Source organism: Nonomuraea sp. LP-02 (genome assembly GCF_036289125.1).
Lineage (GTDB): Bacteria > Actinomycetota > Actinomycetes > Streptosporangiales > Streptosporangiaceae > Nonomuraea > Nonomuraea bangladeshensis.
The window spans coordinates 6,975,322-6,993,617 of record NZ_JAXCLK010000001.1; the positions used below are offsets into that span (position 1 = coordinate 6,975,322).

Consider the following 18,296-nt stretch of genomic DNA (forward strand, 5'->3'; position numbering starts at 1 on the left):
CGGGCGAGGCGGTCATGGCCGGGACCCAGGCGTTCTGGATCGACGCGGCCCACGAGGGCGCGCAGACCCGCTACGGGGAGCAGCTGCGCAGGTGGCGGCAGTTGTTCGCGGCGGCCGAGGGGGAGCCGGGCGCGGCCGGCGTCACCCTGGACCCGCTGCGCTTCGCGCTGGGCGCGTGGGAGGCCGCCATGCGCCCGGTGACGGACCTGCCCTACGTACGCTGCCATCCGCGCGTGCTCGACGCGGCCTGTCACCGCCCCGAGGAGGCGCGCGGCCCGCTGGCCGTGGTCGAGCTCGCCGTGCCCCCGCCGGTGCCGCTGCCGGCCGGCTGGCACACCTGGCACCGCCCGGACGGCGGCGGGGACGGGTACGCGGCGCCGCCGTACGAGCGGCCGACCGCGCTGACCACGCTGGAGCTGCGGACGCCGCTCTCGCCCGACCGGCTGCCCACCCCCACCCACGCCCGCGCCGCGGGCCTGCCCAATCTGGACGACGCCCAGGCGTCGCTGGAGGCGCTGGTGACCGAGCTGAACGCGGTCGTCGCGCCCTTCCTGCACGCCCTGGAACAGAACCCGAGGTGAACCCCCATGAACAGACCCGCAGGCGACCCCGACGACGAGTTCTTCGCGCCCGTGCTGCGCGAGCCGCCACCCCCCGAGGCCGTGTCGGCGACCGGGAAGGTGAGCGACACCGGCGTGCCAGACGTCTCCGGCGGCGGCCACGGCGACCCGGAGGAGAAGCCGCCGCCGAGGAGCGCGCTCGGTGTCCGGCTGCTCGCCGTCGCCCTGGTCCTGCTGGCCGGGGTGGTGCTGGCCGTGTGGGCGCTGCTGGCCGGCAACCCGGCGCTGGCGATCGTGCCGGCCGTGGTGGCGCTGGCGGCGGCGGTGTACCTGGTGGCGTTCGGCGTGCGCAGGGCGCGCTCGGACGGCGGTCCGCCCACGTTCGGATGAGTACGGGCAGGGCATGTGCCCTGCCGGAGCGAGCGAGAAGGAGACCTGACCATGAAGAACGAGCGCAGGGGCGCCGTGGGCACCCAGCTCATCGACCGGGAGTGCGTCCGCGCGCTGCTGGAGTCCGACCGGGACGACGCGACGCTGGTCTACGTACGCGGCGAGTGCGTGGTGCTGCCCGACGCCGAGGTGGACGAGGCGCACCGGGGGCTGGTGATCGCCCGCCGGGACGAGCTGCTGGCCAGGGTGCCCAGGGGCGAGAAGCTGAGCGACCAGCTGCTCGACAACCTGGCGCACCGGCTGGACAACATCGTCCGCGATCTGGGCGCCTGACGTCTGGTGCCGCGTCCCCTGCCGGGGTTTGATCGAAGCACTCACGACCAGGGAGGCGGATCATGGCATTCCAGCTCATCGTGCTCTACAACCACCCCGAGAGCGCCGAGGACTTCGACAAGCACTACGACGGCACGCACGCCCCGCTCGCCGCGCGGCTGCCGGGGCTGCGGTCCTACACGGCGCTGCGGCCCGCCGGGGACCGGCCGCCCTACCATCTCGTCGCGGTCCTGACCTTCGACGACGAGGCCGCGTTCAACGCGGCGATGGCCAGCGAGGAGGGCCGGGCGACGGCGGCCGACCTGGCGAACTTCGCCGGCGCCGGCGTCGAGATGCTGATGGGGCCCGCGGGGACGATCGTCTGAGCAGCGCGGGTCAGGGCGGCCCCGCGCGGCCGCCCTGACGCCTCGGGAGAAAAAGAGCCGGGGTAAGCATCACCTGTCCGCCGAGCTACTCTGCCCAGCGTGTTCATGTGAATACGTTCGGTGACGAGGAGTCGGCGATTGCGAGGGACGATGCCCACGGACCCCACCGAACAGCGGATGAGCCTGGACACCAGGGCCGCGCGCACCCTGGCCACGACCACCAAGACCCGCCCCCAGATGCAGGCGATCACCTCCCGGTGGCTGCTGCGCATGCTGCCCTGGGTCGACGTGCGCGGCGGCACCTACCGGGTCAACCGCCGCCTCACCCACCGCGTGGGGCGCGGGCGGGTGAGCGTGGTGCGGGAGGGCGTCGGCGACGTCCGCGTCATCCCCGAGACGCTGGCCGAGCTGCGGGCGCTGCGCGGCTACGACGACCTCGACGTGCTGGCCGCCCTCGCCGCCACGTTCACGCCGCGCGAGGTCGCGCCCGGTGAGGTGATCGTGGCGGCCGGGACCCCGGTCACCGAGACCTACATCGTCGCCCACGGCCGCCTGGAGAAGCAGGCCATCGGCAAATACGGCACCACCGAGGCCCTCGGCGTCATCACCGACGGCGACCAGTTCGGCGACGAGGCGCTCGGCCAGGACGACCCCCGCTGGTCGTGCACGGTCAGGGCGGCCACCGCCGGCACGATCCTGGTCTCGCCGTGGGCCGCCTTCCAGCGCGTCCTCGCCCGCGCCCCCGGCCTGCGCGCCCACCTCGACCGCTACCTCGACAGCACCCGCAGGCCCGTCAACAGGCGCGGCGAGGCGGCGGTCGAGATCGCCGCCGGCCACGTCGGCGAGCCGGTCATCGGCGGCACGTTCGTCGACTACGAACTCCACCCCCGCGAGTACGAACTGAGCGTGTCGCAGACCGTCCTCCGCGTCCACACCCGCGTGGCCGACCTCTACAACCACCCGATGAACCAGCTTGAGGAGCAGCTCAGGCTCACGGTCCACGAGATCCGCGAGCGCCAGGAGTGGGAGCTGCTCAACAACCCCGACTTCGGCTTGCTCCACAACGCCGGCTACGACCAGCGCCTGTCCACCTGGTCAGGCCCGCCGACGCCCGACGACCTGGACGACCTCATCAGCATGCGCCGCAAGACCCGCCTGCTGCTGGCCCACCCCAAGGCGATCGCCGCCTTCTTCCGCGAATGCAACAAACGGGGCCTGGTGCCGGGCAGCGCCGAGGTCAACGGGCACGAGATCCCGGCCTGGCGGGGCATCCCGATCTTCCCCTGCGGCAAGATCCCCGTCAGCGCGCAGCAGACCACCTCGATCATCGCCATGCGGGTGGGCGAGGACGACCAGGGCGTGGTGGGCCTCCACCAGACCGGCCTGCCGGAGGAGCGCGAGCCCGGCCTCAATGTGCGCTTCATGGGCATCGACGAGAAGGCGATCATGTCCTATCTGGTCAGCGCCTACTACTCGGCCGCGATCCTGGTGCCCGACGCGATCGGGATCCTGGAGAACGCCTCCGTCGCCGCGCCGCGCTCCTGACCCTCACCTCCCTCTTCCCCCTGGTTTCGTCGTCCGCGAGGAGCGTCATGCCCGCCGACCGGCTCCCGGTCCTGCCCACCGGCCTCGGAACGTCCGCGCTCAGCCTGCGCGCCGCCGCCCCCCTCCCCGCCCCCCTACGGGAGGAGGGCGACGGGCACGAGTCCGGCCCCGCGCCGCTGTCCCCGCACGTCAGCCTGGCCCCGCTGCCCTACCGCGAGCGGCCCTGGGGCGACGGCTCCTACCCGCCGCTGCTGGTCCCCGAGACCGTCCGCGTCGACGACGGCCTCGGCGCGGAGGTCGACCGGCGGCTGCTCGCCTGGGCCGAGCGGGTGGGCCTGCATGAGGGGCGGCTGGAGGAGTTCGCCCGCACCGGCTTCGGCCGGCTCGCCATGCTGACCCACCCCGACACCGACGACCCCGACCTGCTGCTGGTCGCCGCCCAGATGAACACCGCCTGGTGGGCGGCCGACGACTACTACGCCGACGAGAGCGACCTCGGCGCCACCCCGACCGAGCTGCCGCCCCGCCTGGCGCTGGTGATGTCCGCCATGGACCCGCCGCCGCCGGCCGGCGACTACACCCGCCGGCTCGAGGAGACGATCACGGCCGACCCCGTGCTGGTCTCGCTCCGCTCGGCCACCTCCCACCTGAGCAGGCACGCCCTGCCCTCACAGGTGATGCGGGTGTGCGGCATCACGTTCCAGATGTACGTGAGCTGGTGCGCCTACGCCGCCTGGCGCTACCTGAAGACGCCGCCGCCGGTCTGGCGCTACCTCGCCGCCCGCCAGCACGACAGCTTCTACACCTCGATGACGCTCATCGACGTCGTCGGGGGCTACCACCTGCCCGCCGACCTGTTCTACGACCGCCGCTTCCACACCGCGCTCATGCAGGCGGGCACCGCCAGCGTGCTGGTCAACGACCTGCACTCGGTGGCCAGGGAGGCGGCCGACGAACTGCCCGACAGCAACGTGATCCTGCTCATCGCCGCCGAGGAGGGCTGCTCGGTCGAGGAGGCGACCGAGCGGGCCGTACACCTGCACAACGACTTCGTCCGAGCATTCGAGGCCGGCCGGCAGGCGCTGGCCGGCGTGCCGTCGCCGGAGCTCAAGCGGTTCCTGCGCGGCGCGCAGGCGTGGATGGCCGGATGCCTCGAATGGCACGGCAGCACCGCCCGCTACCAGTCATGACCGTCATCAGAAAGGACTTCGCCCGCGTGACCACCACGAACGCGCACAACTCCGTGCTCGGCAGCCAGTACCAGCGATCCGTCGCCGACTACTGGAACGCCGAGCGCAACCCCGTCAATCTCCGGCTGGGCGAGGTCGACGGCCTCTATCACCACCACTACGGCATCGGCCACGTCGACTGGTCGGTGCTGGAGGGTCCCGAGGAGACCCGCGAGCAGCGCCTCGTGGCCGAGCTGCACCGGCTGGAGACCCAGCAGGCCGAGACCCTGGTCGGCCACCTCGGCGCGCTGGGCCCCGGCGACCGCGTCATGGACGCGGGCTCGGGCCGGGGCGGCTCCAGCTTCCTCGCCAACCTGCGCCACGGCTGCCAGGTCGACGGCGTGTCGATCTCCGAGGAACAGGTGTCCTTCGCCAACGAGCAGGCCCGGCAGCGCGGCGTCGCCGACCAGGTGCGCTTCCACTTCCGCAACATGCTCGACACCGGCTTCGAGACCGGCGCGTACTCCGCGATCTGGAACAACGAGAGCACCATGTACGTCGAGCTCTCGCTGCTGTTCGCCGAGCACGCCCGGCTGCTGCGCCGCGGCGGCCGCTACGTCTGCATCACCGGCTGCTACAACGACGCCTACGGCCTGCCGTCCCGGGCCATCAGCCAGATCAACGCCCACTACATCTGCGACATCCACTCCCGCAGCACCTACTTCAAGGAGCTGGTGGCCAACCGGCTCGTGCCGTGCAGCGTCATCGACATGACGGCGGCCACCATCCCCTACTGGGAGCTGCGGGCCCAGAGCCACCTGGCGACCGGCATCGAGCAGGCGTTCCTGGACGCCTACCAGAACGGCAGCTTCCAGTACCTGCTGATCGCCGCCGACCGCGTCTGAGCCTTCCCCCACCGGCCGGGCCGCCCCGCGGGGCGGCCCGGCCCCCCTTATTTCTGCTCCTGCATCGTGGCGGTGACGACGTTCTCCTTGCCGTCACGCAGGTACGTGATCCGCACCTGCTGCCCCACCGTGAACCCGCGGACCTGCCCCACGACCGTGTCGCCGCCGTCCACCGGCGTGTTGCCGATCTTCGTGATGAGGTCGCCCTGCTTGAGCCCGGCCTTGGCCGCCGGGCTGCCCTCGGTCACCTGGCGGATCAGCGCGCCGGGCACGTCGCCGGTCGCGTCGGTGACGCTCACGCCGAGGAAGGCGTGGCTCACCTTGCCCTTGCTGATGAGCTGCTCGGACACCTTCTTGGCGGTGTTCACCGGGATGGCGAAGCCGAGGTTGACGCCTTGCGCGGACACCGCGCTGTTGATGCCGATCAGCTCGCCGGCCGCGTTGACCAGGGCGCCGCCGGAGTTGCCCGGGTTGATCGCGGCGTCGGTCTGGATCATGCCGCCGAGCGTGGTCGTCTTGCTCTGCTGCTGTTGCTGCCCCCAGGGGAACTGCTGCCCGCCGCCGCCGTCCCCGGCGGTGACCGTACGGTCGAGTGCGCTGACGATGCCGGCGGTCACCGTGCCGTCCAGGCCGAGCGGGCTGCCGAGGGCCAGCACGTCGTCGCCCACCTTGAGCTGGTCGCTGTCCCCGAGCGTGGCCTTGGCCAGGCCCGACACGCCCTCGGCCCGGATGACCGCGAGGTCCGTCGCCGGGTCGGTGCCGACCACCTTGGCCTTGGCCGTCCTGCCGTCGTTGAACTTGACGGTCAGCGCGCCGCCCTGCCCGTCCACCACATGGTTGTTGGTGAGGATCAGGCCGTCCTCCGACAGCACCACGCCGGAGCCCTCTGCCGACTGGCCCTGGATCATCACCACCGACGGCTGCACCTTCGCCGCCACCTCGGCCACCGTGAGCTGGTCGGCCACGGTGCGGAAGACCGGGCTCGCCGCGCTCGCCGTGGCGACGGCGGCCGGGCGGTCCGCCCCGGCCAGGTACGCCCCCACCGCCCCGCCGCCGAGCGCCGATGCCCCGAGCGCGGTCACGGCCGCCAGCGCGAGCCCCGCGACGGCCTTGCGGCTCAGCGCGAACATCGGCTTCCACGACGACGGCGGAGGCGGCGGCGGCAGCGCCGGGCCCACAGGCTCCTTCCTGGGGAACCCGCCCACCGTGGGCGGCGTGTCACCGAACTGGGTCCAGCCACCGGCGGCCTGCTCGCGGGGGTCGTTCGCGTCCATGTCATCTCCTAGCGTCCCGATGACACAAGACTGATCAATGCCCGGTAAGAGCTGGTTAAGGGAAAGATCGGGCCGCTTGTCCCGCCCTGATGCCGGCCTTATCGCCGCTGGCCGGGCGTAGGGGAAGGGGCCGGAAAATTGTTGAAATTTCCGGCAGAGGCACCTGTCAGCCGGCTTCGAGGACGAAGAAGAGGAAGCTCAGGAACCTCGTGCGGGTGGGCTCCATCTCGCGGAACTCCTCGGGAAACAGGTCGCGGGCTTCCGGCACGAACGGAGGCTCGCTGATGACGGTGATGCGGAAGCCCGCCGCGGTGAAGGCTTCGGTCATCGCGTGCAGCGGCCGGTCCCAGAAGCTCAGCGTGGTGGTCTGCCCGCCCATGACCCATTCTTCGGTCCGGTTACGGGTCTCGAAGTACTTGGGCTTCTCCCCGGCCGCCTGCTGCATGAGTGTGATGACGAAGGGATGGTCGACCGAGACGAGCAGCCGGCCGCCGGGCTTCAGCACGCGTCGGATCTCGGCCAGTGTCGGCCCCCAGTCCTCCAGGTAGTGCAGCACCAGGGACGCGACCACGTCGTCGAACGTGTCGTCGGGGAAGGGCAGCGGGCCGGCCAGGTCGACGACCCGCAGGTCCGCCTCGGCGCCCAGCCGCCGCCGGGCCAGTTCCAGCATCCCGGCGCTCGCGTCGACGCCGGTCACGACGGCGCCTCGATCGCGCAGCGCGGCGAACAGAGGGCCCGCGCCGCAGCCGGCGTCGAGGATGCGCCGCCCGGCCACGTCCCCGGCGAGCTCCAGCATCGCGGGCCGCTCGTAGTACGCGTTCACGAGGCTCTTCTCGTTCTCGGCCGCGTACCCCTCGGCGATCGGGTCATAGTCGTAGGATTCAGACATCCGGCCATTCTGACCCATCAGTCACGGGGCCGTTCAGGCTTCGGTGAGGGTTTTCTCCTGGGCGTTGGCCTGCTGGAGAGCGGCGATCACGGCCTGCTCCACCGTTTCGTGCACGTGCAGAACGGTGTTCGCCTGGGTCAGCTCCATGAGCCCGGCGATCTTGGGATGCGGGGCGGCCAGATGCAGCACGCCGCCGTGCTGACGGGCGAAGGCGTGGGTGTTGAGCAGCACCCGCAGCCCCGCGCTGGCGAGGAAGGTGACCTCGCTGAGGTCGACGACCACGTGTTCGCCAGGAGCGCGCCGGTTGCGCTGGATGTAGAGGTCGAACGCGCGAGCCGTGGCGGAGTCGATCTCGCCCGCGACGGAGATCACGCACACGCCCGGCAGTTTCTGCACGGCGAACGTGAGATCCAGCATGCAATGCCCACCGATCGGAATTCGAGTGCGAATTCTCAGAGAACATGGACAAGGCGTGGTTCGCCTTTACCGCACGATAGCCGGGTGCCGCCCGTCTTAGAAGATGCGGCTGTCGAATTCTTACCCTGCCGGAGGGGTGCGGCGTACGCTCGTGTAAGGCTTATAATCCTCCTGCAACGGTTACCGAGGAGGGCGCACGTGGACATACCGATCGCCGGCTACGCCACCGGAGTGGCGGTGGCGAACGACCTGGTCAGCACGTCGCCGACGGTGCGGGGCGCGGCCGGGGACGCGCTGCCCCGCCCGGCCGCGCTGGCGGGCCTTCTGGCCAGGCACGGCCTCGTCCTCGACGCACCGCCGCCGGACGACGCCGCGCTCTACGAGGTGCACCTGCTGCGCCGCGAGACCCGCGGCGTCATCGAGACCGAGACCGAGGAGCAGGCCGTGGCCGGGGCCATGGTGCTGGCCGGGCGCGCGGGATGCTCCCCGGTCCTGCGGCGCGACGACGCCGGAGCCTGGCAGTGGCACGTGCCCACCGCGCCGGGCGCGCCGCTGGCCGCCGAACTGGCCGCCGTGATCGGCATCGGCCTGCTCGGCGCGGTGCGCACGCTCGGCCACTCCCGCTTCCGCCCGTGCGCCGCGCCCGGCTGCCGTGGCGTGTTCGTGGACGTCAGCAGGGCGGGGCGGCGGGCGTACTGCATGCCCGACCGGTGCGGCAACCGGGTCAACGTCGCCGGCCACCGCGCCCGCCTGCGGAGCGCGACCTGATGACGGCCCTGGAAGGGGCGATCCGGCTGCCGGACGGCCTTCACGTACGGGGCCGCGGCCTGCGCCACCCGCTGCCGCCGGGCCCGCGGCCCGACTTCGGGCTCTACCTCGGCTCCGACCGGCTCCGCCGCCGCCACGACGCCGCGCTGACCTGGCCGCACGAGTGGATCGACTGGCCCGACTTCCTGCTGCCGCGCGACCGGGACCTCGCCGTACGCCGCATCGGGGAGCTGCGCGAGCGGGCGCGGGCGGGCCAGGCGGTCGAGGTGGCCTGCGGAGGCGGCGTCGGGCGCACCGGCACCGTGCTCGCCTGCCTGGCGGTGCTGTCCGGCCTCGACCCGGCCGCCGCGCTCGCCTGGACCCGCGAGCACCACCACCCCCGCGCGGTGGAAACCCCCTGGCAGCGCCGGTGGATCGCCCGCTTCCCCTATGATGCCGAGCGATCTTAAGAAAGGCATCGCCCGTGACGCACTCCGACGCCGTCATCCGCGCGGCCGTCCCCGCCGACCTGGCGGCCGTGACCGCGATCAACGCCCACTACGTCGCCAACACCGTCATCACCTTCGAGGAGACCCCGCCCACGGTGGCGGACTGGCAGGCGAGGCTCGCCGACCTGACCGCCCGCGGCTTCCCCTTCCTCGTCGCCGACGTCGGCGGCGAGGTCGCCGGCTACGCCTACGCGGGGCCCTGGCGGCCCAAGCCCGCCTACCGGCACACCGTGGAGGACAGCATCTACCTGGCTCCCGGCCACGTCGGCCGCGGCCTCGGCAACGCGCTGCTGGCCGCGCTGATCGACGGCGCGATGACGGCCGGGCTGCGCCGGATGATCGCCGTCATCGCCGACGCGGGCGACGACCGCTCGATCGCCCTGCACCGCAGGCACGGCTTCACCGAGGCGGGCCGGCTGACCGAGGTCGGCTTCAAGCTCGGCCGCTGGGTGGACACGACGCTGATGGAACGCCCGCTGACCTGAGGTTTCTTCGGTGGCTGGCGGGTAGCCGGACCTCATCCGAGCGGATGGAGCAGACAGATGCGTTCGTCGTTCCGGTTGGGCCGCATCGGCGGGGTCGAGGTCGGGCTCAACATCAGCGTGGTGGTGATCGTGGTGATCCTGGTGGCCGGGCTGGCGTTCGGGCAGTTCCCGCTCGCCTTCCCCGGGCACTCCGTGGTGGCGTACGTGCTGGCCGGCGCGGGCACCGCCGTCCTCTTCCTGGCCTCGCTGCTCGCCCACGAGCTGGCGCACGCCCTGGTCGCCCAGCGGAACGGCATCGAGGTGCCGCGGATCACGCTGTGGCTGCTCGGCGGGGTGGCCGAGCTGCGCAGCGAGCCCCGCACTCCGGGCGCCGACCTGCGGATCGCGGTCGTGGGGCCGGTGACCAGCTTCGTGTGCGCGGTGGTGTTCGCGGCGCTGGCGCTGGTGAGCGGCGGCGTGCCGCTGGTGGCCGGCATGTTCGGCTACCTGGCTGCGGTCAACGTGCTCCTCGCCGTCTTCAACCTGGTCCCGGCCGCGCCGCTGGACGGCGGGCGGGTGCTGCGGGCCGCGCTCTGGTCCCGCTGGGGCGACCGGGTACGCGCCGCCGTCGCCGCCGCCCGCGCCGGCCGCGTCTTCGGCTACGTGCTCATCGCGCTCGGCTTCCTCCAGGTCGTCTCGGGGCGGGGCTTCCAGGGGCTGTGGCTCGTCCTCATCGGCCTGTTCCTGGTGAACGCGGCGAGCGCCGAGGAGCAGCAGGCCCAGCTCGGCGCGACGCTGCACGGGGTGACAGTCGGCGAGGTCATGTCGGCCCGGCCCGTCACCGCCTCGCCGGACGAGACCGTCGCCGGGCTCATCGACCGGCTGGTGATGAGCCGGCGGCTGTCGACGTACCCGCTGGTGGCGGCCGACGGGAGCTTCCTCGGGCTGGTGACGCTCAACCGGCTGCGCCAGGTGCGGCCGGAGGCGCGGGAGACCACCCGGCTCGCCGACATCGCCTGCCCGGCCGACCAGGTGCCGAAGGCGGTCCCCGACGAGCCGCTGCTCGGCCTGCTGCCGCGGATGAACGGCGGCGCCGACGGCCGGGCCGTGGTGCTCGGCCCGTCCGGGCAGCTTCTCGGCCTGATCACGCCGAGCGACATCAGCCGGACGATCCAGACCGCCGGCCTGCACCACCACGACCCCTACCCGCACCCGCGCGGCGCCGACCTCGCCGTCCCGCCCCCGCGCCGGCCCGAGCCCGAGCCCAAGCCCGGGGAACGCGAGCACCGCCGCACCGAGGTCTGACGCCGCCGGTCAGGGCCGTCTCGCGCCGAGTGCCGGCACGGCGGAGGACGGGAGCGGCAGCACCGCGTGGATCCGGTAGCCGCCGTCCTCGCGGAGTCCCGCGTCCATGGCGCCGCGGAAGAGCGCCACCCGCTCCCTGATGCCGGTCAGCCCGTCGCCGCCCTGCGGCGGCACTGGGCCGGGCCGGCCGTCGCGCGGCCACTCGCCGGTGATCTCCAGGCGCAGCTCGGCCTCGCCGTGCGTGATCCGGACCAGGGCCTGTGTCGGGCCGGGGTGCTTGAGCACGTTCGCGAGCGCGTCCTGGGCGATGCGGTAGGCGGACAGGTCGAGGCCCGCGGGCAGGGGCCGGGGCGTGCCGTCGATGCGCAGCGCCACGTCCAGGCCCGCCGAGCGGAGGTGCGCGACCAGCTCGGCCAGCCGGTCGAGGGTGGGCTGGGGGGCCGTCTCGCCGGTGTCGGGGTCCGTGCGCAGCAGGTCCAGCGTGCGGTGCAGCTCCTCCACCGCGCCGCGCCCGGTCTCCTCGATCAGGGCCAGCGCCTCGCGCTGCTGCCGTAGCTCCTGGGGCAGGAGCAGCCGTACGCCGCCAGCCTGGAGCACCATGACGCTGACGTTGTGGGCGACGAGGTCGTACAGCTCGCGGGCGATCCTGGCGCGCTCCCGCGCCACCGCCACGACGTCGGGGGACTCAGGAGCGGCCGGCGGCTCGCCGGGGGAGCGCCGGCGGCGGACCGTCGCGCCCGCGAGCCCGGCGACGAGGGCCAGTGCGCCCGCGACCAGGTGCTCCCCGACCGCCGCCGGCTCGGCGAGCACCTGCGCCGACAGGAACAGCGCGCTCATCCCGATCCCGGCGAGGCCCCGCGCGCCGCCCGCCGGGGCCTGGCTGAGCACGGTGAACAGCAGCAGCAGCGCGGCGTGCCACTGCCAGGCCGCCGGCGGCCGGCCGGCCAGCAGGTACGCCGCCAGGCTGACCCCGGTGAACACCCCCATCACCGTGACCGGCCGGCGCCGCCGCGCCAGCACCAGGGCCGCGGCCGGCACCGCCCCGGCCGCCCAGAGCGCGGGGACCGCCCCGCCGGCGGCCCGCAGCTCCTCGGCGAGCGCGAGCAGGCCGATCAGCGCAGCCGGCAGCCAGTCGATCGGCTCCGGCCACGTCGTCGTGCGGGGGTCACGGGAAGCGTCGGCCATGAAGCGGAGCCTAGGGAGCGGAGGGAGGGGCGGTCATCAGCCCAGCGCCGCACGCCGGGTCCCCCTCCGGGGTGATTCCTGTCCGCTGAACCGCCGCCGCCCGCCTTCCGTACCTCGGGGTGAGAACGCCGAGCGGGGAGGTCGGGACGTTGCGGCACCGGATCACGAGCGCGGCCGGCGGGCTGCTGCTGTCGATAATTATGATCGCCGGCCCCGCGGACGCGCACGGCGCGCTGGAGAGCCCGCTCAGCAGGGCCGCCGCCTGCGGCGGGACGGACACGTACGCGGCCTGCCGGGCCGCCGCCAAGGTCGCGGGCTCGGCCCTGCCCGCCGAATGGGACAACCTCAGGGTGGCGAACGTGGCGGGCAGGGACCGCCGGGTCATCCCGGACGGCAGGCTGTGCAGCGGCGGCCTGCCGGGCTTCCGTGGGCTGGACCTCGCCCGCAAGGACTGGCCCGCCACCAAGCTGCGCCCCGGCGCCGGCTTCACCTTCCGCTACCGGGGCACGATCCCGCACAAGGGCACCTTCCGCCTGTACGTCACCAAGCCCGGCTACGACCCGGCCAAGCCGCTGCGCTGGTCGTCCCTGGAACGCGAGCCGTTCCTCACGGTCACCGACCCGAAGCTCGCCGACGGTTCGTACGCCTTCAAGGGCCGGCTCCCCACCGGCAGGACCGGACGCCACCTGATCTACACGATCTGGCAGAACTCCGACACGCCGGACACCTACTACTCCTGCTCCGACGTGGTCTTCACCGCCGCCGCCCGCAAGGGCAACGCTCCCGCCCTCCAGCCGCCGGCCCAGGGCCCGGCCGCGCCGGTCGGCGTCCCGTGGCAGCTCGGCGTGGGCGTCCTGCTGACCGCCGGGGTGGGAGCGGCCGCCTTCGTGGGCCTCCGGGCCGGCCGCCGCAGGTGACCGAGGGGCTACCCGGATTGCGCTCGCCTCACGCTGTATTAACTTAGGCTTGCCTTAGTCGTACGACGTTGGGAGGCGACCATCAGCCGCGCGCAGCACGCCCTCTACGGTCCGGCCACCACCTCCGTCCTCGCCGCGTTGCCCGCCCGCCCCGCGCCCGCCGACCTGGACGCGCTCCTGGCGGCGGGCGGGCCGGTGCTGGCGGAGTCCGACGGGCAGACCGAAGTGACGTTCGTGACCACCGGGGGCCGGGCCCCGCTGTCGCTCTGGATCCAGGGCGTCCGTCAGGCGCTTCCGCAGCGGATGCGCCGCCTCGGCGCGGACGGCCGGGGCCGCCAGGTGTGGGCCTACGGCGCCCGTTTCCCGTCCGACAGCACGCTCACCTACTGCTACGTCGAGCGTGATCCGCTCGCCAGGCTCGGCCCGGTCCGCCGGGCCCGGCTGGCCGCCTCGGCCGCCGCCCGCGACGAGCTGATCGAGACCCTGCTGTCGCGATCCTTCCCCGACCCGGCCGCCCCGCGCCGCGTGCCGAACGTGCTCGGCCTGCTCGGCGGGCAGAAGGCGCCGATCCCCGCGACGGTCAGCGACTGGGTCACGCCGCTGGCCCTGCCCGGCGCGCCGGGCCAGGACTGGCGGCACCGCCCCGTTCGCCTCGGCCGCCTGGTGACCGAGCGCCCGGGGGCCGGCCCGCTGGCCCGCCCGGTCACGGTCTACCGCCCGCCCTTCCGCGGCGAGCTCCGTGACCTGCCGCTGGTGGTGGTCTTCGACGGCGAGGCGTTCGCCTGGCTGGCCGGCGAGCTGGACGAGGCCATCGCGCGGGGCCGGATGCCCGCCTTCCTCGTCGCCTACGTCCACAACCTGTCCAGGCGGCGGCGGGTCGAGGAGCTGTCCGGCGACCCCGGCTTCGTCGCGGCGCTCGTGTCCGAGATCGTGCCCTGGCTGCGGGCCCGGCACCACGCCGCGGCCGACCCGGCACGGGTGATCGTGGCGGGGGCCGGGCTCGGCGGGCTGGCCGCCGCCCGCCTGGCGCATCAGCGACCCGACCTGTTCGGCGCGGCGCTGGTGATGTCCGGCTCGCTCTGGTGGGAGCCGCGCGGGCGCGCCGGCCGTCCGGCCGGGCTCGACCTGCTGGCCCGCCTGGCCCGCGAGCGCCGCCACCGCTGGCCGGTCCGCCTGTGGATGAGCTACGGCACCCTGGAGGCCGACGTCGGCGACCGCCGGCTGACCCTGCTCGGCGCCGTCGAGCGCTTCGCCCGCGCGGCCCGGCCGCACGTGGACGAGCTGACGGTGCGGGAGTTTCCCGGCGGCCACGACACGCCGTGCTGGCGGCCGGCGCTCCGCGACGGGCTGCGCCATCTCACGGCCCGCTGGAGGTCCTTCTAGACTCCCTGGAATGACCGTGATCGACGAACAGGGCCGTCCTGAGCCCCCCATCGCCGCCGGCGAGACCGCCACCCTCCTGGGCTACCTCGACTACCAGCGGGCCACCTTCAACTGGAAGTGCTCGGGCCTGGACGAGGCCGGCCTGCGGGCCACCGTCGGCGTCTCGTCGATGACCATCGGCGGGCTGCTCAAGCACATGTCGTACGTGGAGGACCACTGGTTCAACCGCTCCCTCCACGGCAACGAGCCGCACCCGCCGTGGGACACCGTGGACTGGGCGGCCGACCGCGACTGGGACTGGAACTCGGCCGCCGCAGACTCCCCTGAGCAGCTGCACGCGATGTGGCAGGACTTCGTGGCCCGCTCCCGCGAGCTGACCGAGAAGGCCCTGGCCGACGGCGGCCTCGACCGCCTGGCCAAGCGGGGCTGGTCCGACGGCACGACCCCGTCACTCCGCTGGATCCTCTGCCACATGATCGAGGAGTACGCCCGGCACAACGGCCACGCCGACCTCATCCGCGAGTCCGTGGACGGCCTCACCGGCGAGTGACGGGTCGGTCAGAGCAACTGGTCGTGCCGGGCGTCGGCCTCCTGCCGGACCGCGACGATGAAGGCGCGGCGCAGCTTCTGCCGGCGCGGGCCCTCCACGCTCAGGCCGCCGCCCGGCTGGTGGGTGCGTACGTGCCGCTCGTAGAAGCGCCAGCAGCTCTGGATGCCGTGCAGCAGGTTCTCCAGCAGGTCGGGGGCGGGACGGCCGGGGTCGAGCGGGGTCAGGGGCAGGTGCACGGTGTCGGCGCCGACGGCGAGCTCGGGATGCTCGGCGTGGACCTCGCCGATGAGACGCTCGGCCGCGTTGATGCGGTGGCGGGCCTCGATGATGCCGAGCAGATGCCCCTCGCCGACGTGCAGGGCGTTGCGTATCAGGGTCATGACCACCGGACGCGGGCGCACGCCCGCCCCGAGCCCGCTGACGACCTCGGTCAGGCTCTCGAACGCGAGCGGCTTGAACGGCTGGTCGGCGGCGGCCACGATCTGCGCCGGATGGGCGCGCGTGAGCCGGGAGGTGGCGGCGACCGCGGCGTACAGCCAGTGGGCGGCGGCGACGGCGGCCGCGGTGGGGTCGAGCCGGGTGAACAGCGCGTCGCAGCCGAACGGGTGCCGGCGCAGCAGCCGGTCGGCCTGGGCCACCTGCAGCGGCGAGGCGTCCTCGCGGCTGAGGGCGACGGCCTGCCCGGCCCGCTGCGACAGGTCGCCCAGCTCGGCCCGCTCGACGGCGTCGAGCTCGACGTCGACCTCGTCGGCGATCCGGGCGGTCAGGTCGGGCCGGCCGAGGAAGGCCAGGGTGCGGCCGACCGTGTGGGCGGCCTCCTGGACCCTGGTGCCGATCTGCGCCCAGGCGGTCCGGTCGGCGGAGACGATGAAGTCGTGGACTGTTCCGAAGGCCTCGCGCTCCTGCTGCCGCTGTCGGCCGAGGCTGCCGGGCCCGTAGTGGTCGGCGATGCTGGCGGGATGGGTGTAGCAGCGCCAGAAGGCCAGGGAGAGCTGGGTGAGCCCCGCGGACAGGCGCAGCAGCTCGTGGTGGGGGAGTGCGGAGGGTAGGTCGGCCACGGTGGTGGCGGTCTCGCCGATGCCGGTGCTCCATTGAGCGATGAGCGCGCCGCGGGCGCGGTCGATGGCGTACCGAGTCACAGAGACTCCTTCGACGGGGGGTCTGAGCGGGCGAGAGCCGTGCTCAGTGAGCGTGGGCGCGGTGGTGGGCGGCCACGTGCAGAATGCTAATGAGGACTCCGGTCGGTGCGGAGGATATTTTCACGAGGCGCGCATTCCTGGCGGCGGCTTAAAAACCGATAAATTGGTATTTGCGGTGCTCAGCGGGGTGGATATTTTGCTACGACGAATGCCGCCCGGCGGCTGAGCGGCCGGGCGGCGTCCGCGTTTTGCGAGGGTTTTTACCAGAGGTCAGGGAGCCGGATAGTCCGTGACGTAGACCGGCGAGCCCGTCCTCGTGGTGTCGGCCGCCTCGCCCACGCCGTTGACGACGTGGTCGATCGTGCCGGCGCTGAGGTTGACGGTCATGATGTGGTGCAACCGGACGCCGGGGGTGCGCGGCACTTCGAAGCCGTTCTCGGTGTGGATGTCGGGGTTGTTCTGGTTGAAGACGTAGACGCCGGCCCCGTACAGGCGGTGGGTCCGCACCCGGTCGCCGACCTTGTAGCCGGCCCAGCCCTTGACCTTCCCGTTCATCCAGTCGGCCTGGGTGGGCGGGTCGTACGGCAGCTCGTTCTGGTAGAGGATCGTGGTGCCCGCCTCGCCGTTCCAGACCGTGTTGTACTGCTGGAAGTGCTCGACGAACAGGCCCGTCGCGGTCACCCGGTCGCCGTTGACGACCGCGCCGGTGCGGCCGAGGTTCGTGTTCCAGCGCTGGGTGTCGGTCAGGCCCTCCACGCCGTGGTCGGCGCGCCACACCCACGTGTGGTCGATCAGCACGTCGTCGCTGTTGACCTCCAGGGCGACGTCCGTGCTGCCGACGTGCGGGCCGCCGACCCGGAAGTACACGTCGGACAGCGTCGTCGGGTTGCCTGGCGAGCTGTGGCCCCGGCCGTTCCGCTTGCCGACCCGCAGCAGGACGGGCGACTTCCGCTCGCCCGCGTCGATGGTCACGCCGGCCACGATCACGCCGGGGACGTCGGCGACGTCGATGGGGGTCGAGCCGCCCACGGCGGTGAGCGTGGCGTGCCCGAGCCCGAGCACGACGGTGTCCGGGCGCTTGACCTCGATGGAGCGCGGGATGTCGTACACGCCGGGCGTGAGCAGCAGGTGCTTGCCACGGGCGAGCTGGCTGTTGATGACCTGCACCGGGTCCGACGGCCGGGCCACGAAGAAGTCGCCGATCGGGATCGTCCGGCCGGGCGTCAGGCCGCCGGCCCAGGAGACGCCGCGGGTGTCCCTGCGGGCGGCCGGGACGCGCACCTGGTAGCGGCCGCGCGCGTCCGTGTACAGGAACGGCTTCTCCCTGCTGACCGGGGTGGTGTCGAGCGTCGTGTACGGCGGGTCGGGGAACGCCGACTCCGCGGGCGCGCCGACGACGCCGGAGAAGACCTGGTTCCAGACCGCGTTGGACCAGCCGGCGATCTCGCTGTCACGGGTCAGCCACTGCTGCTGCGAGCCGTTCGTGACGGCCGGCAGCCGGGAGTCGGCGATGAAGCCGCCGCTGGCGTACTGGGGGCCGGCGGTGCAGTAGTCCATGAGCGACAGGGTGCCGCCGGTGACGTCGAGCCGGCGCAGGGAGACCGCCTGGGAGACGGCCCAGAAGTTCGCCGAGGAGCGGCAGCCGTCCTGGCCCGCGGCGTTGATGTTGATGGACAGGTTGGAGAGGGTGCGCCAGAAGTTGACGAGGGCGAGGCAGTTGGCGGTGCCGCCGTCGGCGAGGCAGCGGTTGTAGACCTCGACCTTGCCGTTGATGACGACGTCCGTGGGGGAGGCGCCGAGGCCGGCGATCTCGGTGTAGTAGCCGACCTTGATCTGGAGGGGGTGCTCGGCGGTGCCGTACGTGCCCGGTTTGAACAGGTAGGCGTGCCTGGCGGTGCCCATTTCGGCGTCGACCTGGGCGGCGTGCGCCGCGTCGAGGGTGGCCTGGATGTCGGCGACCGGCATGCCCGGGTCGAAGACGGTGACGTTGGGGCCGAGGTCGGGAGCGCCGCCTCCGTGCGGTGACGCGCTCGCGGGCAGGCCGGTGGCCCCGGCCGTCATGACGGCGGTGGCCAGCACGACGGCCAACGCCATCGCCCGGCCGGTACGCCGGCGCCCGTCAGGTTGCTGGATGGTCATGGGTGAAGTCCTTTCGACGGGCGGGCCGGCCGCTGTGAGAGAGGGCTGCGAGAGAGCGCTCTCTCGGGTTGTTTGTACCGTGCCGCCCGGCCTGTTCACAAGGGCACGTAG

General features: G+C 73.1%; 21 protein-coding genes. 15 read left to right on the forward strand and 6 right to left on the reverse strand.

Translation table 11 applies throughout. The annotated features are described in order from the left end of the window. Nucleotides 1-14 precede the first annotated feature (14 nt). The 7 genes from SMD20_RS32825 (at nt 15) to SMD20_RS32855 (ending at nt 5,267) form a co-directional block, all read left to right on the forward strand. Nucleotides 15-581 (forward strand): hypothetical protein, encoded by a 567-nt coding sequence (locus SMD20_RS32825; RefSeq protein WP_329588753.1) that lies wholly within the window; start codon nt 15-17, stop codon nt 579-581. A 6-nt stretch (nt 582-587) separates the two neighbouring features. Further along, nucleotides 588-950 carry a hypothetical protein gene (locus SMD20_RS32830; RefSeq protein WP_329588755.1) on the forward strand — a complete coding sequence of 121 codons (363 nt, stop codon included), beginning with the start codon at nt 588-590 and terminating at the stop codon, nt 948-950. A 51-nt stretch (nt 951-1,001) separates the two neighbouring features. Continuing rightward, nucleotides 1,002-1,283, forward strand: a complete 282-nt coding sequence (locus SMD20_RS32835; protein ID WP_329588756.1) for a hypothetical protein — start codon at nt 1,002-1,004, stop codon at nt 1,281-1,283. A gap of 62 nt (nt 1,284-1,345) precedes the next feature. Beyond that, a complete protein-coding gene (locus SMD20_RS32840; RefSeq protein ID WP_329588757.1) occupies nt 1,346-1,648 on the forward strand; it encodes an EthD family reductase in 303 nt (100 codons plus the stop codon). 150 nt (nt 1,649-1,798) lie between these two features. Beyond that, nucleotides 1,799-3,193, forward strand: a complete 1,395-nt coding sequence (locus SMD20_RS32845) for a family 2B encapsulin nanocompartment shell protein (protein ID WP_329588759.1) — start codon at nt 1,799-1,801, stop codon at nt 3,191-3,193. Nucleotides 3,194-3,240: 47 nt separating this feature from the next. Then, entirely contained in the window at nt 3,241-4,383 is a 1,143-nt protein-coding gene (locus SMD20_RS32850; RefSeq protein ID WP_329588761.1) for a family 2 encapsulin nanocompartment cargo protein terpene cyclase, read from the forward strand. After that, nucleotides 4,380-5,267 (forward strand): geranyl diphosphate 2-C-methyltransferase, encoded by an 888-nt coding sequence (locus SMD20_RS32855; RefSeq protein WP_329588763.1) that lies wholly within the window; start codon nt 4,380-4,382, stop codon nt 5,265-5,267. The genes SMD20_RS32850 and SMD20_RS32855 overlap by 4 nt, the downstream gene beginning before the upstream one ends. 47 nt (nt 5,268-5,314) lie before the next feature. Here the strand turns inward: SMD20_RS32855 and SMD20_RS32860 are convergent, their stop codons facing one another. The 3 genes from SMD20_RS32860 to SMD20_RS32870 form a co-directional block, all read right to left on the reverse strand. Further along, entirely contained in the window at nt 5,315-6,541 is a 1,227-nt protein-coding gene (locus SMD20_RS32860; RefSeq protein WP_329588765.1) for a S1C family serine protease, read from the reverse strand. A gap of 166 nt (nt 6,542-6,707) precedes the next feature. After that, nucleotides 6,708-7,430, reverse strand: a complete 723-nt coding sequence (locus tag SMD20_RS32865; RefSeq protein ID WP_329588767.1) for a class I SAM-dependent methyltransferase — start codon at nt 7,428-7,430, stop codon at nt 6,708-6,710. A gap of 33 nt (nt 7,431-7,463) precedes the next feature. Beyond that, a complete protein-coding gene (locus SMD20_RS32870) occupies nt 7,464-7,847 on the reverse strand; it encodes an STAS domain-containing protein (protein ID WP_329588768.1) in 384 nt (127 codons plus the stop codon). Between the two features lie 198 nt (nt 7,848-8,045). Between SMD20_RS32870 and SMD20_RS32875 the strand changes: the two genes are divergently transcribed. From SMD20_RS32875 to SMD20_RS32890, 4 genes are read left to right on the forward strand one after another with little or no spacing between them, the layout of a single operon-like run. Beyond that, complete coding sequence (locus SMD20_RS32875; RefSeq protein WP_329588769.1) at nt 8,046-8,615, forward strand: CGNR zinc finger domain-containing protein; 570 nt, start codon at nt 8,046-8,048, stop codon at nt 8,613-8,615. Beyond that, complete coding sequence (locus SMD20_RS32880; RefSeq protein WP_329588771.1) at nt 8,615-9,064, forward strand: protein-tyrosine phosphatase family protein; 450 nt, start codon at nt 8,615-8,617, stop codon at nt 9,062-9,064. The genes SMD20_RS32875 and SMD20_RS32880 overlap by 1 nt, the downstream gene beginning before the upstream one ends. A 14-nt stretch (nt 9,065-9,078) precedes the next feature. Next, a complete protein-coding gene (locus tag SMD20_RS32885) occupies nt 9,079-9,588 on the forward strand; it encodes a GNAT family N-acetyltransferase (protein WP_329588773.1) in 510 nt (169 codons plus the stop codon). A 57-nt stretch (nt 9,589-9,645) separates the two neighbouring features. Then, nucleotides 9,646-10,872: a site-2 protease family protein gene (locus SMD20_RS32890; protein ID WP_329588775.1), complete on the forward strand. Its 1,227-nt coding sequence runs from the start codon at nt 9,646-9,648 to the stop codon at nt 10,870-10,872. A 9-nt stretch (nt 10,873-10,881) separates the two neighbouring features. Here the strand turns inward: SMD20_RS32890 and SMD20_RS32895 are convergent, their stop codons facing one another. Continuing rightward, the gene (locus SMD20_RS32895) at nt 10,882-12,057 is read right to left on the reverse strand and encodes a sensor histidine kinase (RefSeq protein WP_329588777.1); all 1,176 of its coding nucleotides are present in this window, start codon (nt 12,055-12,057) and stop codon (nt 10,882-10,884) included. Nucleotides 12,058-12,176: 119 nt separating this feature from the next. Between SMD20_RS32895 and SMD20_RS32900 the strand changes: the two genes are divergently transcribed. From SMD20_RS32900 to SMD20_RS32910, 3 genes are all read left to right on the forward strand, one after another. Then, nucleotides 12,177-12,974, forward strand: a complete 798-nt coding sequence (locus SMD20_RS32900; protein WP_329588779.1) for a lytic polysaccharide monooxygenase auxiliary activity family 9 protein — start codon at nt 12,177-12,179, stop codon at nt 12,972-12,974. 138 nt (nt 12,975-13,112) lie between these two features. Beyond that, nucleotides 13,113-14,357, forward strand: coding sequence for an alpha/beta hydrolase (locus SMD20_RS32905; RefSeq protein ID WP_329588781.1), 1,245 nt, complete (start codon nt 13,113-13,115; stop codon nt 14,355-14,357). Nucleotides 14,358-14,367: 10 nt separating this feature from the next. Beyond that, nucleotides 14,368-14,907, forward strand: coding sequence for a DinB family protein (locus SMD20_RS32910; protein WP_329588783.1), 540 nt, complete (start codon nt 14,368-14,370; stop codon nt 14,905-14,907). An 8-nt stretch (nt 14,908-14,915) separates the two neighbouring features. On the opposite strand, the gene SMD20_RS32915 is transcribed toward SMD20_RS32910, so the two are convergent. Next, nucleotides 14,916-16,046, reverse strand: a complete 1,131-nt coding sequence (locus SMD20_RS32915) for a hypothetical protein (RefSeq protein WP_329588785.1) — start codon at nt 16,044-16,046, stop codon at nt 14,916-14,918. 52 nt (nt 16,047-16,098) lie between these two features. Between SMD20_RS32915 and SMD20_RS32920 the strand changes: the two genes are divergently transcribed. Next, complete coding sequence (locus SMD20_RS32920; RefSeq protein ID WP_329588787.1) at nt 16,099-16,272, forward strand: hypothetical protein; 174 nt, start codon at nt 16,099-16,101, stop codon at nt 16,270-16,272. 44 nt (nt 16,273-16,316) lie between these two features. Here SMD20_RS32920 and SMD20_RS32925 read toward each other — a convergent pair whose 3' ends face one another. Further along, nucleotides 16,317-18,185: an adenylyl cyclase gene (locus tag SMD20_RS32925; RefSeq protein WP_329588789.1), complete on the reverse strand. Its 1,869-nt coding sequence runs from the start codon at nt 18,183-18,185 to the stop codon at nt 16,317-16,319. Nucleotides 18,186-18,296 lie beyond the last annotated feature (111 nt).